The 15701-nt window shown below is 44.8% G+C and carries 12 protein-coding genes; 6 read left to right on the top strand and 6 right to left on the bottom strand.

Going from position 1 to position 15701, the window contains the following annotated elements:
- Positions 1–39 precede the first annotated feature (39 nt).
- Both AC27KT_RS12625 and AC27KT_RS12620 read left to right on the top strand, forming a co-directional pair.
- Entirely contained in the window at positions 40–2202 is a 2163-nt protein-coding gene (locus AC27KT_RS12625; protein WP_487130458.1) for a prolyl oligopeptidase family serine peptidase, read from the top strand.
- A 153-nt stretch (positions 2203–2355) separates the two neighbouring features.
- Positions 2356–2712, top strand: coding sequence for a hypothetical protein (locus AC27KT_RS12620; RefSeq protein WP_487130456.1), 357 nt, complete (start codon positions 2356–2358; stop codon positions 2710–2712).
- 96 nt (positions 2713–2808) lie between these two features.
- On the opposite strand, the gene AC27KT_RS12615 is transcribed toward AC27KT_RS12620, so the two are convergent.
- Both AC27KT_RS12615 and AC27KT_RS12610 read right to left on the bottom strand, forming a co-directional pair.
- Positions 2809–5103: a TonB-dependent receptor gene (locus AC27KT_RS12615; RefSeq protein ID WP_487130454.1), complete on the bottom strand. Its 2295-nt coding sequence runs from the start codon at positions 5101–5103 to the stop codon at positions 2809–2811.
- A gap of 259 nt (positions 5104–5362) precedes the next feature.
- Positions 5363–6352, bottom strand: a complete 990-nt coding sequence (locus tag AC27KT_RS12610; RefSeq protein ID WP_487130452.1) for a GlxA family transcriptional regulator — start codon at positions 6350–6352, stop codon at positions 5363–5365.
- Between the two features lie 142 nt (positions 6353–6494).
- On the opposite strand from AC27KT_RS12610, the gene AC27KT_RS12605 reads away from it, so the two are divergent.
- From AC27KT_RS12605 to AC27KT_RS12590, 4 genes are all read left to right on the top strand, one after another.
- Positions 6495–8297 (top strand): acyl-CoA dehydrogenase, encoded by a 1803-nt coding sequence (locus AC27KT_RS12605; RefSeq protein ID WP_487130450.1) that lies wholly within the window; start codon positions 6495–6497, stop codon positions 8295–8297.
- Positions 8298–8372: 75 nt separating this feature from the next.
- A complete protein-coding gene (locus AC27KT_RS12600) occupies positions 8373–9140 on the top strand; it encodes an SDR family NAD(P)-dependent oxidoreductase (RefSeq protein WP_487130448.1) in 768 nt (255 codons plus the stop codon).
- Between the two features lie 151 nt (positions 9141–9291).
- On the top strand, positions 9292–10053 hold the full coding sequence (locus AC27KT_RS12595) for an SDR family oxidoreductase (protein WP_118494390.1): 762 nt from the start codon (positions 9292–9294) through the stop codon (positions 10051–10053).
- A gap of 25 nt (positions 10054–10078) precedes the next feature.
- The gene (locus AC27KT_RS12590; protein WP_487130445.1) at positions 10079–10537 is read left to right on the top strand and encodes a YaiI/YqxD family protein; all 459 of its coding nucleotides are present in this window, start codon (positions 10079–10081) and stop codon (positions 10535–10537) included.
- 38 nt (positions 10538–10575) lie between these two features.
- On the opposite strand, the gene AC27KT_RS12585 is transcribed toward AC27KT_RS12590, so the two are convergent.
- The 4 genes from AC27KT_RS12585 to AC27KT_RS12570 form a co-directional block, all read right to left on the bottom strand.
- Positions 10576–10839: a hypothetical protein gene (locus tag AC27KT_RS12585; protein ID WP_487130443.1), complete on the bottom strand. Its 264-nt coding sequence runs from the start codon at positions 10837–10839 to the stop codon at positions 10576–10578.
- Positions 10840–10909: 70 nt separating this feature from the next.
- Positions 10910–13075 carry a S46 family peptidase gene (locus AC27KT_RS12580; protein WP_487130441.1) on the bottom strand — a complete coding sequence of 722 codons (2166 nt, stop codon included), beginning with the start codon at positions 13073–13075 and terminating at the stop codon, positions 10910–10912.
- 287 nt (positions 13076–13362) lie between these two features.
- Positions 13363–14553 (bottom strand): amino acid aminotransferase, encoded by a 1191-nt coding sequence (locus tag AC27KT_RS12575; protein WP_487130439.1) that lies wholly within the window; start codon positions 14551–14553, stop codon positions 13363–13365.
- A gap of 147 nt (positions 14554–14700) precedes the next feature.
- The gene (locus AC27KT_RS12570) at positions 14701–15483 is read right to left on the bottom strand and encodes an NRDE family protein (protein ID WP_487130437.1); all 783 of its coding nucleotides are present in this window, start codon (positions 15481–15483) and stop codon (positions 14701–14703) included.
- Positions 15484–15701 lie beyond the last annotated feature (218 nt).

Below are 15701 nucleotides of genomic sequence, written 5' to 3'. Positions count from 1 at the left end.
GCCGGGTAACACCGGCATTTTTCTTTAAAGGAATAAAACATGAAGAAAAAGCTGATATACGCTGCCGTGATTGCAGCATCTGCAGGCCTAACTTGGGCATGTACAAGCTCGCAAAACGAGCCAACTGCATCGAAGCAAAGTGAAGTACATAGCGCTTCCATGCCTAAGATTTCGAGTTATCCGGAAACTAAAACTGTGGCACACAAAGATAACTACCACGGTACGATAGTCAGCGATCCATACCGCTGGTTAGAAGAAGAAAAGAACGAGGATGTGAAGGCCTGGGTTGATTCACAGAACGCGCTTGCTCGCCCTTATCTGGCCGAACTACCTTCTAGAGAGCTTTACAAAGAACGCTTAACCGCGCTTTGGGACTACGAAAAGTATTCAACTCCTTATATGGTAAACGGCAAGCTGTTTTATTCATATAACGACGGCCTTCAAAATCAATACGTGCTTTATATGGCCGATGGCGTGAATGGTGAACCTCAAGTACTTATCGACCCGAATACACTGAGTGAAGATGGCACAGTGTCTATGGCGTCGACTGAACTTAGCCCTAAAGCTTCATATCTTGCCTACATGCTGTCTGACGGCGGTACCGACTGGAAAACCATCCACGTTCGCAACACCAGCAGCAAAACTGACTTAACCGACACCATTAAAGGCATTAAGTTTTCAAATATTGCATGGCTTCCCGATGAAAGTGGTTTTTTCTATTCTCGTTACCCTAAAAATGAGTCGGGTAAATACGATGATAGCCAAACCGTATCTATCTATTTTCACGCTATGGGTACAAACCAAAGTGCGGATCAAAAGGTCTTTGCATTTGATAATAAACCCACTTGGAACCCATACCCATCAGTTGTGCAAGACGGAAAAACGTTGCTTATATCCGTTTTCGAGGGGTACCAGGCTAACGGTGTCTACGCTAAATCTCTTGAAAAAGAAAACACTGAACTTGTTCCCGTTTTCGATAAATGGGATGGGCGTTACGATTTAATTGGCGAACAACAAAATGCGCTATTTTTTAAGTCCACTGCAGGCGCGCCAACAGGTAAGGTTATCAAAGTCACCTTTGATGATGGCGTTAAAGCAACAGACACTGTAATTGAAAGCTCCACGGATACCTTGTCTAGTGTCTCACTTTTAGGTGAAAAGCTTTTTGCTCAGTATCTAAAAGACGTAAAGGGGCAGGTAAGTGTCTTTGATTTAAGCGGCAAAAAGGTCGATGAAATTGCGTTTTCCGATATCGGTAGCGTAAGCGGCTTTTATGGCGGTAAAAATGCAGATACCACTTTTTATAAACTTACTGGGTTTACTAACCCGGGTCAGGTCTATGCCTATAATGTTGAAAGTGGTGAGTCATCACTATTTAAAACTATCGACACGGGTATTAACTACGACGACTATGAAACTAAGCAGGTGTTTTATACTAGTAAAGACGGCACTAAAGTTCCCATGTTTATTGTGCACAAGAAAGGCTTGAAGCTAGACGGAAACAATAAAACCCTTCTATATGGTTATGGTGGTTTTAATATTTCACTGCTGCCACGCTATTCAGTATCACGCATGGTATGGGTAGAGCAGGGGAATGTGCTAGCCATAGCTAACTTACGTGGTGGTGGCGAATATGGGCAGCAGTGGCACAAGGCTGGGACTAAGTTAGATAAGCAAAACGTATTCGATGACTTTATCGCCGCCGGAGAGTATTTAGTGGAAAGCGGCTATACCACGCCAGAGAAAATGGGTATTCAGGGGGGCTCAAATGGCGGCTTGCTTGTTGGAGCAACCTTAACGCAGCGCCCGGATCTTTTCTCTGCAGCCTTACCTGCAGTCGGCGTGTTAGATATGCTTCGCTATCACACACCTAGCGCAAATGCGCGAGCTTGGTCTTCCGATTATGGGTTAAGTGAAAATAAAGAAGAGTTTGAAGCGCTTTATGCTTATTCGCCACTTCACAACACCAAGCCTGACACGTGCTATCCGGCTACATTGGTAACAACAGGCGATCACGATGACCGCGTTGTACCGTGGCATAGCTACAAGTTTGCTGCGCAACTACAGGCCGATCAAAGCTGTGATAACCCGGTACTACTTCGTGTAGAAACCCGAGCAGGTCACGGTGCTGGTACGCCAACGTGGATGCAAATTGAAGGGTATGCAGACCAATGGGCTTTTCTAGAATCCGCTCTTAAATAACTCCGCATTATTTCCAAAGAAAACAAGCCGCCGTAAAAAGCGGCTTTTTTGTTTGCATTTTAAACAAATGACCATATACTGTATAAATATCAGTATGGTTTATTTTGAGTCTTATTTGGTTGGGTGACTTTGCACAACCTTTAGGAGAAAATTATGCAAACAGGCATTAAAGCGGTTGATCAACTTATTTCAAAACACGGCATTATGGCTGATTTAGGTGCAGACATGTTTCAACGCCGCACCCGCCTAACCGGTGGCGATGAGCGCGCAAACGCACTGCCATTTTGTATGTATCAAAAAGTGGCACATGCCCCTTTATCTCATCAATTCACGGTACATCACTTTTATATGCCGGGTAATAAAGGGAAGTTAGCGAGCTTTTTGTTTAACGAAAAAGGCCAGCTTATAGAGCAGGTTTATTATCAAAAGGTCGCGCGTTGGGTACAGGTGTGCAGAAAGTTACAGCAGCTAGTGCAAACGCCTAGTTCTGATATTAACTTGGCGGCGTAGATGGGATAAAAAAAGCGGTAACGTTTTTCAACGCCACCGCTCTTTAACAAGGTGAATAGGTAGGTTCTATGAATGAAAAGCGCTACCTATCGACGCTTAATAGTAAGTGTACTTAAACTCAACACCCCAAACGCGCGGCTCGTTTACGATACCAGTCAGGTTGTTAAAGTCGATTGCACCCTTAACATTGTTTTCGTCGGTAATGTTACGACCAAATAGCGCTACCGTGTAGTTGTGCGCGAAGTTTTCGTAACCAATGCGTAGGCCGCCTTCGAAATTGTCGTCTGTAGTGAACTCAACCGCTTCGTATAAGAAGATGTTTGTTTCACCTTGGAACGCCCAATCAGTAAATACGAAGAACTCGCCGTCGTCACCCATAGGGATGGTGTAGCGGGCTGTGAAGTTAAAGATTGACTCAGGCGCCTGCGGGAACGGGTTGCCGTCGATAGAGGCAGCAAAGCCATCTGGACGAGGGTCAGTTACGGTACAGTTACCTGTAGAGCCAAAGTCAGGGTTAGTACCACATGGAGAAACAGTCAATGAATCATCTTTAATTTCAGTATGGTTGTAGCTGTAACCTGCTGTAAACGTGAGTTCATCAGTAGCTAGCCATTGTGCGTCTACTTCAAAACCGTACGCTTCACCTTTGTCTGCGTTTACAAGCGCAGTAAAGTTGTTGCCACCACCAATAGCCGAGAACTGCATGTCATCAACGGTATAGTAGAACGCGGCAGCGTTTAGACGCAATGAATCGTCGAACAAGTCAGACTTGATACCAAGTTCAAAAGAGTTGATGGTTTCAGCATCTGCTACGGAAGGCGAGCCTTCAAATGCAACGTCACGTGCTTGAATTGTTTGAGCACGGAAGCCGTTAGCATAGCGAGCAAAAACAGACATATCATCAGTAACGCGATAGTTTGCGCTTAATTCAAAGCTAGTTTGACCGTCGTCTACATCAATGTCTTCGTAGTCTTGTACTTCAGCTGCGCCAAAGTTCAATGCAACACCGTCAACATTTTGATCACCAACTACTAGGCTCTTAGAGTCATGCGTATAGCGTATCCCGCCCGTTACATTAAGCTTTTCATTAACTTGATAAGACGTTTGGCCAAATACTGCCCATGTTTGGTTTTCATGGAATACTGTGGTTGCACCAAAGAAGCCGTCGATGCTAGTAACGTTAAACGATGCATCGTAGTAGAAAGCACCTAGCTGCCAGTTCAAAGCATCGCGCGTGTTGCTTGAAAATCTGAATTCTTGGGTAAATTGCTCTAGGTCGTCAAGGTTATCTTGCGTTACTGCTGAAAAAGGAATGAAACCAGGGCCTGTCTCTTCAGCAACACCGTCGAAATTAGTATCGATGAAGTAGCCACCATCAACATCGCCTAGGCTCGAACCTTCGGCAGTCTCAATAGCTGAGATTGACGTGAATGTAACCTCATCCATATCGTATTCTAGTTTTAGTGAAGCACCAAAACCATCGTACTCTTGTGGGTTATTGTCGATACCGTCGCCTTGTAGGTCGCCATCGTAGTATACGGTTTCGCGATCATAGTTAGCGTTTAGCTCGTTACTACCTTTGGTAAATACATTGGCACGGAAAATAGATGCAGTACCTTCAAGCTCGCGGCCGTGTACGTTTAGCAAAGCAGAAAAGTCAGCAGACGGCTCCCAAAGAAGCTGTAGACGGTAGGCTTTTTCGTCGTAGCCACCGATTGCATCGTTTTCGCCGGTGAAGGCATTATCAATGTAATCGTCGCGTTCTTGCGATAGTAGCGATAAACGCGCAGAAAGCTCGTCAGTAAGACCGCCGCTAATCGCGCCTTCAAAATTCATAGTTCCGTATGAACCAAAGCCAGCTTTCGCATAACCTTCAACATCTTGTGTAGGCTTAACGGTGTCAAATTTAATTATGCCGGCTGTAGTGTTACGACCGAATAATGTGCCTTGTGGACCGCGCAGTACTTCGACTTGTTGAACGTCGAAAAGCGGAAAGCTTTTAAGCACAACGTTTTCCATTACCACTTCATCCATGATAATAGAAACTGGTTGTGAAGCAGCAAGGTCGAAATCGGTGTTACCTAAACCACGAATGTAGAAGCGTGGTGCAACACGACCGTTTGATGATTCGGCGTAAAGACCAGGTACGCGAACTGCTAGAGCAAGAATATCTTCACCGCCAGAGAATAGGCTTTCGAATTTCTCACCGCTTAGCGTCGCAACAGAAATAGGGACTTCCTGAATTGACTGAGTACGCTTTTGCGCAGTAACGGTAATCTGTTCAAGTGAGGCTTCTTTTTTTTCTGTCGTCGCGGCCTCTTGTGCAAGAACTGAAGAGCTGAACGCAGCACTAACGGCTAACGCTAATGTGGCGATTTTGTGTGTTCTCATGTTTCCACCAAGATGATTTTAAATTTATACTTTTGTAGTGTTTTTAGCACAAAAATTAACAATCTATGCTTGGCGCTGCATTTTACACAAAGTTTTAAATAAAAACTTCAAAATTGTGCAAAGAAGGCGTGAAATCGTCGAAAATGCACTATATTAGGTAATGTTAATGTTATTTGAAAGGTATGGTGCACGCTCTTAGAGCATTGATTAGGAACAATGATTTTTTTTGGTGCTTGCCTGTATTCGGATTGAAGCGACCTCATCCGCGTTTAAATTTCGTTCGATATTGAGAAGGAGATAGTCCCGTATACTTTTTGAATAGTCGGGTGAAAGAACTTAGGTCTTCATAGCCTACTGCGTTGATCAATAGCTCTAGCGGCATGCTGGATGTCTCAAGTAGTTTTCTTGCGTGTTCAATGCGTAGTGATTGTAAATAATGACCTGGCGTGGTGTCACACGCATTTTTAAAACGTCGGATCAGCGTACGTTCTGTCATATTGTGGCGCGTTGCTAATTCATGAAGCGTACATTTGCTTTGTAGATTTCTTTCTAGAAAAGACTGGACCGCTTTGATGTCCGTGTCTGAATGAAACTGTCGATGCCGACTGCTCGCATATACAGTTTGGCTGGTTCTAGACACATCTAACACGTGAGATTTTGCCGTATCGCTCGCTATCTGGTGACCACAATAGCGCTCAATCAAAAGAATTGACAAGTCAATCCACGCCATACCTCCGCCGGCACAAAACACCGTATCGTCCTCTGTTACCATTTTTTCTGGTTGTAAATTAATACACGGAAACAGAGTTTTAAACTTTTCAGCATATCCCCAATGAGTAGTCGCTGTTTTAGCATCTAATAACCCAGTCTGCGCCAGTAAAAAGGTTCCTGTGCAGTTGGCTGCTATATCAGCGCCCATTTTCTTTAAACGCCTAATGTGCACCAGTAATGGCTCAGTGTCATCTAGCACTTCATCAATTTCTCCGCCGATTGTTGGTATTAGTAACACATCGGTGTGAGACACATCTTCAATGGCAATATTCGGCTGCAACAAAATGCGATTAGAACAGAGAATGGCTTGGCCGTGATGACTTGCAAGCTGTACTTTAAACTGAGGGCTAGTAGGTAAGTTGTGAATACGCTGCCAACTGATCCCTGCAAACGCAAATACGTCGAGTGCCCCTGTTATGGCAGATGCCAGGGCTTGGTTGAACCCAAGGACAGTAACAGTGAATTTAGTTTTATTCATAAAAATAATTCAGTTTATAAAAGTAAATAAAATCCAGTGATTGTTGGCGGGACTGACCATTATTGTGTCATAAATGACAATAATGGCACGATAACGAATATGACACAATACGTTAACAATTATTCGTAGGGGACAGAGGAACATGGCCGACCAACTTATACCACGCCGTGAAATGCAGTTTCAGCTGTACGAGGTACTAAATACAGCAGCACTGTGCGAAAAATCACGTTTTGAAGAGCACAATGTTGAAACCTTCAATGCCGTTATTGACATGGCTGAAAAAATGGCAGAAGAGCTGTTTCTTCCCCATAACGCTGTGGCTGATAAAAATGAGCCTACGTTTGATGGCACCAAAGTATCCATGATCGACGAAGTAAAAGTCGCTTTTGATACGTACAGGGAATCAGGCTTCATTGCGGGTCATTTCGACTTTGAAGATGGTGGCATGCAGCTTCCCGTTACCGTGATGAATGCCTGTGCGGGCTATTTTTTGGCGGCAAACCCGTCGTCTACTGCATATCCTTTTTTAACAGCGGCTGCCGCCAATGTAATTAAACACTTTGCCTCAGACAATATTAAGAGCGCATTTTTACCTAAAATGCTAGCGGGAGATTTTACCGGAACTATGGCGCTAACCGAGCCTCATGCGGGTTCTTCCCTTGCTGATATTCGCACTTCTGCGAAGCTGCAAGACGATGGTACGTACCGCGTTAAGGGTAGCAAAATTTATATTTCAGGCGGTGAACATGAGCTATCCGATAATATCGTTCATTTGGTACTAGCAAAAATTCCTGGTGGTCCGGCCGGTGTTAAAGGGATTTCACTTTTTGCCGTACCTAAATATCGACTTGATGCTGGCGGAAATCCAGATGTTCGCAACGATGTCACTCTTGCTGGCCTTATTCATAAAATGGGCTACCGAGGTACCACTTCAACTGCATTGACCTTTGGTGAAAATGGCGACTGCCATGGTTATCTAATTGGTGAACCCCATCAAGGTTTGCGCTATATGTTCATGATGATGAACGAAGCGCGCATTGGCGTCGGTTACGGAGCAGCCATGATAGGGTATCGCGGTTATCGCTACTCACTAGAATATGCTAAAGACCGTACACAAGGTCGTGCCGCGCCAAATCTTGCACCAGAAGACGATCCAGCGCCTATTATTAATCATGGTGATGTTCGCCGCATGCTCTTGGCGCAAAAGGCTTACTGCGAGGGCGGTATGTCTCTATGTTTGTATGGCAGCATGTTGATTGATGAAATGGAAACCGAAGCAGACAGTGAAAAGCGTACTGAGCTTTCTCAACTTCTTGACCTTTTAACCCCTGTTTTTAAGGCGTGGCCTTCAGAGTTCGGTCCGAAAGCCAACGACTTAGCTATTCAAATTTTAGGTGGCGCTGGCTACACCCGCGAATACCCAGTTGAACAATGCTGGCGCGATAACCGCCTAAACCCGATTCACGAAGGCACAAACGGTATTCAGGCGTTAGACCTGCTAGGAAGAAAATTGTGGCAGCACGATGGTAAAGGTTTGCAAGTTTTACTAGCGCGAGTAACAAGCGACATGAAACGCGCACAAACCCCAAGAGCGCAGGTGCTGGCAGCAAAACTAAAACCTTATTTGGACCAGCTTGGTGCACTTATACAACAAGCTGCTGCAGACCTGCGTTCTGACGAACAGTCTGTGTTGTTAACAAACGCTAGCTGCTTCTTAAATATCTTTTCAAGCTGTGTAGTGAGCTGGATTTGGCTGCGCCAAGCTAACGTTGCTGAGCAAGCATTAAGTAACGGTGCTGGCGATCAGGATGTCGATTTCTACGAAGGAAAACTGGCTGCTGCAGAGTATTTCTTGAATTGGGAATTACCGCTAGTAAGCCGCGATATAGAAGTACTGACGTCACGAGAAGCATCTTGCAACAACGTGAAAGCAAGCTATTTCTAAATTTATATTATCACTATGTGCGCTATTGGCATTGAAGAAGATGCAGCGTACGCAAATTAAATTGGAGTACAGCTAATGAATGTAGCTGCAAATGTTGAAGGTAAACACATTCTTATTACTGGTGGTGGCTCGGGGATCGGCGCAGCATCGGCCCGCGTATTAAGTGCACGCGGTGCGATTGTTGGAATTGCCGACTTAAACGAAGATAACGCGAATGCGTTAGCTAGAGAAATTATTGCAGCTGGTGGTAAAGCATATGCAGTAGTTGTTGATGTTACCGAACCTGTTCAAGTCAACGCGATGTTTGACACTGCGCTTTCTCACCATGAAAAGGTTGACGTGATCATTAACAACGCGGGTATCGATCATTTTCCTGCGCCACTCACCGAAGTCGACGACGCAATGTTTATGAAAAACATTCAGGTCAACTTAGCAGGTGTGTGGTACTGCATGAAAAACGCACTGAAGCACATGACAGCAACAGGTGGTGGTCACATTATTAATATCGCCTCCGTGGCAGGTTTACGTTCAGCGCCCATGATAAGCGCTTATAGTGCGTCTAAGCACGGAGTAATAGGGCTAACAAAATCGGCGGCGGTGGAGTACGCGCGAGCGAATATTCGCATCAACGCGGTATGTCCTAGTTTTGTCGATACGCCTATGGTTCAAGGCGTGTTATCAAAGTTGGATGAACGAGGCCAAAAGGGGCTTATTGGCGCAAATCCAATGAAACGCTTGGGTAAGCCTGAAGAAATCGCAAATGCTATAGCATGGCTATGTAGTGATGAATCGTCATTTATGACAGGGCAGTCTGTGGTACTTGACGGCGGTATGTTGGCATAAACACCAACAGTGAAAGCTTCAATACGATCAGCTATTAGGGGATCGTATTTTTAAAGCTTTTAAAAGACTTATTACAAGACAAATGCAGCTATCGTAGATGGGACACTGATATACGTAGCTTGCGTAAAAACAGCAAGAGAAGGAATGTTTAATGAACAACCTATTTGATTTAACAGGAAAAGTTGCACTGGTTACGGGTGCTAGTCGCGGTATAGGCGAATCTATCGCTCGGTTGCTTGCACAATATGGTGCCCACGTTATTGTATCAAGTCGCAAAATTGACGGTTGTGAAGCGGTTGCATCTTCAATTCGTGATGCAGGTGGTAAAGCGACGGCACTGGCTTGCCACGTAGGCGAAATGGAACAAATCACTGAAGCCTTCAATGTCATCAAGCGTGATTTCGGTAAGCTGGATATTCTTGTAAACAACGCCGCAGCGAACCCTTATTTTGGTCATATTTTAGATACTGACTTAGGCGCTTATAATAAAACGGTAGATGTAAACATTCGTGGCTACTTCTTCATGTCGATTGAAGCAGGCAAAATGATGAAAGAGCAGGGCGGTGGCGTCATACTAAATACTGCTTCGGTAAATGGCGTAACGCCAGGCGATATGCAGGGTATCTACTCTATTACCAAAGCTGCAGTTATAAGTATGACTAAGTCGTTTGCAAAAGAATGTGGTAGCTTAAATATTCGCGTAAACGCATTGTTGCCAGGTTTGACTGACACTAAATTTGCGTCAGCGTTAACAACCAACGAGCAAATCTTGAAACACGCACTGAAAGTGATTCCGCTGGGCCGCGTAGCAGATCCAGATGAAATGGCAGGGACAGTATTGTATTTAGTGTCAGATGCCTCAAGCTACACCACAGGCACGACAGTAGTTGTAGATGGTGGTATGCTAGCGTAATTAGTTTCAATTACGAGATACGACCATGCATATATGGGTTGACGCCGACGCGTGCCCTGCAGTGATCAAAGACATTCTTTTTAAGGCAGCGAGACGTACCAAGCTGCCTTTGTCTTTGGTGGCTAACCATTTTATGTCTGTGCCACCAGACAAGCACATAACCTTAACGCAAGTGCCGTCAGGCTTCGATGCTGCTGACGACTATATAGTAGAGAAGTGCGTAGCGGGTGATCTGGTTATTACTAACGATATTCCATTAGCCGCTGATGTACTGGCAAAGAACGCGCTTGCGTTAAATAACCGTGGTGAAGAATACGACAAGTCGTCTATCAAGCAGATACTGGGTATGCGAGACTTCATGGATACCATGCGCTCAAGCGGTGAACACACTGGCGGGCCCAAAGCCTTTTCTCAGCGCGACAAACAAAACTTTGCCAATGCACTAGACCGCCTTCTAACCCAAGGCCTCCGCGCGCTCAAATAAGCAATGGGGTCAGAGCTCAGACTCTGACCCCATTAGCTTTAGCAGTCTCCACCACCGCCGCTAGCATCACTGCTGCAAGGTGAGCTTGAACTTGAACTTATACTTGGCGTGTAAATGGCTGCACTGCTGTCTCCGTGAGAGCCGGACTTGCTGTTGCTAGTCTTTGTGGCAAACGATACTAAAAACACCAATGTACACAGAGCAATAATAGCGATAGATGCTTTCCATTCGCCTGTTGTAGCGCCCGCGTAGCAAGCGTATGCAGCCACGGCGATACTCACAAATCTTACTAGTAACCTCATAACGTTCTCCATTGCATCGGAAAGTAGTAGGGTCAGAGTCGCGACTCTGACCCCACCATTGGCGTTGTCGCTATTTAACGATGGTCATCTCTTCAATTAGGTTTGTAGCACCGTCAACGTATTCCATCACCCATAACATGTAGCGCGTGTCTACATGAATGGTACGGGTTGTTTTCGGGTCAAAGTCCCAGTCAGAATTAACACTCTCGAACGTACCGTCAAACAACAGGCCGATAAGCTCTGCTTTTGCGTTAAGTGTTGCTGAGCCTGAGTTACCACCTGTTGAGTCTAAGTCCGTAAGGAAGTTAACCGGTACGCTATTGATGTCTTCAAGCTTGTACGGACCGTACTGTTTGTCTTCAATAAGCTCAAGCTGCTTTTTCGGTGAATCAAATGGTGTTTCGCCAGTATCCTTTTCAGTAATGCCTTCAAGACGGGTAAAAGGTTCGTAGATAAGGCCGTCTTTTGGAGAGCCACCCATTACATTTCCGTAAGTCACACGAAGCGTACTGTTTGCATCTGGGTAAGCAAGGCTACCCAAAGATTTCTGCCAATCGATTATCGCACTCATGTATTTAGGGCGAAGCGCAGCAGCTTTACCGCTAAGTGTTTTGCTCTTATCTTCAATGGCCATTTCGGTATCAAAAAGCGCAACGGCGAGTTTGATGAACGGGTCGTTACTGCTTTCAAAGTCAGCGCGGCTTGCGGTTAACCACTTCAAACGCTCTTCTGTGCTAGTCATTGAAGTGTTGTCATAAAACGCCTTTAACTTTGTCTGAAGTGTTTTGCTGTCAGTATTACCATCAATGCCTACTGCTTTATCGAAAGCCGCAACGCGGTTTTCTTCGGGCTGCTCTAAATACATGCTGATCATTTTTTGCCATACAGCTTGATCAACAACCGCGTCAAAACGACGCTCTATGCGTTCTGCGCTTTCTTTAAGGCGAATTTGGTCACGCTCTTGATAACCGCGTTCGCGCTCTGCATCTGGCTTTTCTCTTTCAATCGCATTGCGATAAAGGGTTTGAGCAGAAGATAAAAGCTGTGCACGACTAAGGTTGTTATACCAGAAGTTTTGCTTGTTCATCTGCATTTGCTCAGCGCTGACTGAATCAAGGTCGGCCAATGCTTGCTTCAATTCACTCTTGCCATTTTTATCAAGCCATGCTGCTAGCTGCTCTTCACGCTCTGCACGACGGGGAACAAGTCCAACACGTTTGGCGCCAGAAAGCTGGCCTAAGGTATTCTTGTGAAAGTTATTCAGGCCAGCAAGCGTTGCTTCATATTTAATACGGGCATCGCTGCCTTCTTCTGACGAGCTTTCAATGGTTTTAATCCATTCGTCTACCAGTTCAAGGTAAGTAGGGTATAGCCAGTCAAACATGTACGAAACTTGCGACAAACGGGCATAACGATTGGTAGAGCCCGGGTAACCCGCTGCCATTACAAAATCGCCGTCTTCAAGGCCAGCAGCTGAAACTTTTAAGAAATGATCAGGTTTAAATGGTACGTTGTCTTCACTGTAATCAGCTGGTTTACCGTCTTTGCCAACATAAGCACGATAGAAAGAAAAATCACCGGTGTGACGAGGCCACATCCAGTTATCTACATCACCGCCGTATTTACCGATAGAGTCAGCAGGCGCATAGGCAATACGCACATCACGAATTTCCATTTGCTTAATTAGCTTATACTCAAGGCCTTGGAAAAACGAAGGCACAGAGCAGCGGAAGCCTGCTTCAGATTCACATTCTGCAATCAAGGCTTTACGATTAGCTTCAATAAGGTCGTAGCGGTCACGCCCTTGAACATCATCATCGATACCGCCAATAACTTTGTCGGTTACATCAGAAAAATCGACCGTAACGAACATGCGAGTACCCGGTGCTGCGGGTAGTTCATCACCAATTTCTTTTGCTAGAAAACCGTCTTTTAGGTAATTGTTTTCCGGGGTGCTGTTGTATTGTACTGAACCACGTGCGCAGTGGTGATTGGTTACTGCTAAGCCTTTGTCAGAGACAAAAGATGCTGAACAGCCGCCTAATGAAACAATCGCGCCCATAGGAAACGCGGTTAAATCGTTAATACTACTAGCAGGGATTGCTAAGCCTGTTTCTTTTAAATCGCCGGCAATTGAAGGGAGTTGTTCGGGCGTGAACATGCCTTCCTTAGCATTTACTTGCATTGCACTGCCAAGTAGCGCGGCAGAAAGACAAAATACACTTACTTTAGACATGGGGGATCCTTATTCTTGTCGTTAATCTCATTGTTATAAGTCAGTCGTAATAAATACCAAGTTAACGTGTACGTCAACATTGTTATAGTGTAACGATTATATCCTGCTTGCCCTACGAAAAAGCGTATAGAGCACCGCGTGAATTTGTTAAAAAGTGTGACTAACCGCTACTGACAGCGTGGTTGGGGCGTTTATCGCAGAAATGGGAAGACGTGTAATTTGAAGGCAATAAAAAAGGCAGGGTGTGAACCCTGCCTTTCGAATCTTAAGAATCAATAGTTCGGTACTTAAAGCACTGACACCAATGCTTTTGCTAATGTCTCCACGTTTTCTTGATTGATGCCCGCAATGTTTACGCGGCTTGAGTCAACAAAGTATACGCTATGCTTTTCACGAACTTCGCGCACTTGCTCAGGCGTTATACACAAGAAAGAGAACATACCTTTTTGGTCGTTCACGAAGCTAAAGTCTTTTGGTGAACCATTATCGTGAAGGTTTTGAACAAGCATTGAACGTAGTGATTTCATGCGGTCGCGCATTTCGTTCACTTCAGATACCCACTCATTGTTCAGTGCTTCGTCAGCAAGAATGATGTCTACTAGTGCACCACCGTAGCTTGGCGGCATAGAGTAAATACCACGTGCTATTGATTGAATTTGACCCTGTGCAATTTTACGGGTTGCTGAATCTTCAGTAATAATAGCTGCTAAACCAACACGCTCACGATAAAGACCGAAGTTTTTAGAGCAAGACGCCGCTACAATTACTTCTGGAAGATTTTCGACCAACAAACGCATACCGTACGCGTCTTCATCTAAACCTTCACCGAAACCAAGGTAAGCCACGTCGATGAAAGGCAAGAATTCACGCTCTTTCGCTACTTCTAGTACTTCATCCCATTGTGCATTAGTAAGGTCTGCACCTGTCGGGTTGTGGCAGCATCCGTGAAGAAGAACGATATCGCCTTTTTCCGTTTTGCGAAGGGTTTCCATCATCGCGTCGAAACGAATGCTTGCTGACGCTTTATCGAAGTACGGATAGGTTTCGATTTTAAGGCCCGCAGAGCCGATGAGCGGAATGTGGTTAGCCCACGTTGGGTCGCTTACCCAAACTTTTCCATTTTCGTTACAACGAACTAGTAGCTCTGAAAGAATACGCAGTGCGCCACAACCACCGGGTGCTTGAACGGCGGCAACGCGGTCTGCAAGAAGTACTGGGCTATTCTTACCTAAAAGCAAAGACAACATACCGTCAATAAAACCTTGGTTGCCTTGAGGCGTGATGTAGGTTTTGCTGGTTTCTTTGTCTAAAAGCGCTTTTTGCGCTTTTGCGACACTTGAAAGAATAGGGGTATTACCTTGCTCATCTTTATAAACGCCAACACCTAAATCTATTTTATTTGGGTTGGTGTCTTCACGATAAGCAGCTGACAGGCCAAGAATTGGATCTGGGGCGAGATGGGGTAATACTTCAAACACGATATGTCCTCACGTTACGTTGGTGTGCAATAATTAGCAGGCAGGCATTATGCCACCGATGGTAGAAAAAACGACCCCTAAAGGTTGAAAATATTTCAATTAATCTGCTTTATAAAACGTAAACGAAAGTTTCATTTCAAAAATGCCCTAAATTGAAAAAGAAAAAGCACGAGTTTCCAGTGTTTCACCTCTATCTGAAAAACGTCGTTCTTTCCAGGTCAATGTATTGTTCTTATCTACCAGAAGCAGCGTAGAGGTCCGCGTGCCGTATTTTTCGGTTTGAATAAAAATGGAAGATAACGCCTTTTCCCATTCATAACCTATACCCGTATCGGGTAGCAGTGCATCGTCTGCTTTGTTTTCATGGCGCAAAATATCGAATAAGTCTTCTTTATCAATGGTGCTTTTATTAGCAACATAATCGTTTAATACCGTTACGCCTTGCGTAACTTTTGGCCACGCGGTAATAATGTCAGCGTTAGACAAGCCATACACACCGGTATCAATTGCATGGGTCGAATTGTTTACATTGTTGTAAACCTTAAGCGCTTTTGTATCACCAAATAGCAGATTGTAGCCGTTATATTGGTGTCGCGTTTTTTCCAGCGTTGCCAGGTATTGTGCTTGTGCAACACCTTTTATATCGGCTGGGTCCTGCTTCAGCCAGTTGGCGACTAATTCACCCCGCGATACCGCATTTTTATTGATGTTGTGTGGGTCTCTTACATTAGTAAGAGCTGCTATATTTCCGTTACGCGTAACACCCATCCAGGTTCCATTAGCTTCTAAGTCTTGCCCGGCAAGTAAATGCGGGTGGCTTTTCCAAAAGGAAGAAGGCGCCGTGGGCCTTGCGTAAAACTCATCCCGATTCGCAGCGATGATAAGCGGGTAGTCATCTCGCATCTTGTTTGCGATAAATAAAATACACATATTTACCTAGTGTCCTTTTCTTAACTCGTTCGATACACACCGTTTTACCACCTGCTTTAACAATTGTGTTACATTTTCGTTTTGATTACTCTTTGTCAATGTACGCGCAGTTTAATGTATTGCTCTTTAAAACAATATGCGGGTACAAAACAGAAAAAGAAAGCACGAGGGTCAATGAAGTATTGAAAGCAACCTGCCGATAATGCCATGCCGATGCT

This window comes from Alteromonas sp. 5NW40-0090, from assembly GCF_057552975.1.
This window is presented reverse-complemented; position numbering and strand designations above follow the sequence as displayed.

Excerpts from the sequence above, each read along its gene's own strand:
- AC27KT_RS12625 (WP_487130458.1), top strand. The coding sequence starts at position 40 with ATGAAGAAAAAGCTGATATACGCTGCCGTGATTGCAGCATCTGCAGGC.
- AC27KT_RS12620 (WP_487130456.1), top strand. The coding sequence starts at position 2,356 with ATGCAAACAGGCATTAAAGCGGTTGATCAACTTATTTCAAAACACGGC.
- AC27KT_RS12615 (WP_487130454.1), bottom strand. The coding sequence starts at position 5,103 with ATGAGAACACACAAAATCGCCACATTAGCGTTAGCCGTTAGTGCTGCG.
- AC27KT_RS12610 (WP_487130452.1), bottom strand. The coding sequence starts at position 6,352 with ATGAATAAAACTAAATTCACTGTTACTGTCCTTGGGTTCAACCAAGCC.
- AC27KT_RS12605 (WP_487130450.1), top strand. The coding sequence starts at position 6,495 with ATGGCCGACCAACTTATACCACGCCGTGAAATGCAGTTTCAGCTGTAC.
- AC27KT_RS12600 (WP_487130448.1), top strand. The coding sequence starts at position 8,373 with ATGAATGTAGCTGCAAATGTTGAAGGTAAACACATTCTTATTACTGGT.
- AC27KT_RS12595 (WP_118494390.1), top strand. The coding sequence starts at position 9,292 with ATGAACAACCTATTTGATTTAACAGGAAAAGTTGCACTGGTTACGGGT.
- AC27KT_RS12590 (WP_487130445.1), top strand. The coding sequence starts at position 10,079 with ATGCATATATGGGTTGACGCCGACGCGTGCCCTGCAGTGATCAAAGAC.
- AC27KT_RS12585 (WP_487130443.1), bottom strand. The coding sequence starts at position 10,839 with ATGAGGTTACTAGTAAGATTTGTGAGTATCGCCGTGGCTGCATACGCT.
- AC27KT_RS12580 (WP_487130441.1), bottom strand. The coding sequence starts at position 13,075 with ATGTCTAAAGTAAGTGTATTTTGTCTTTCTGCCGCGCTACTTGGCAGT.
- AC27KT_RS12570 (WP_487130437.1), bottom strand. The coding sequence starts at position 15,483 with ATGTGTATTTTATTTATCGCAAACAAGATGCGAGATGACTACCCGCTT.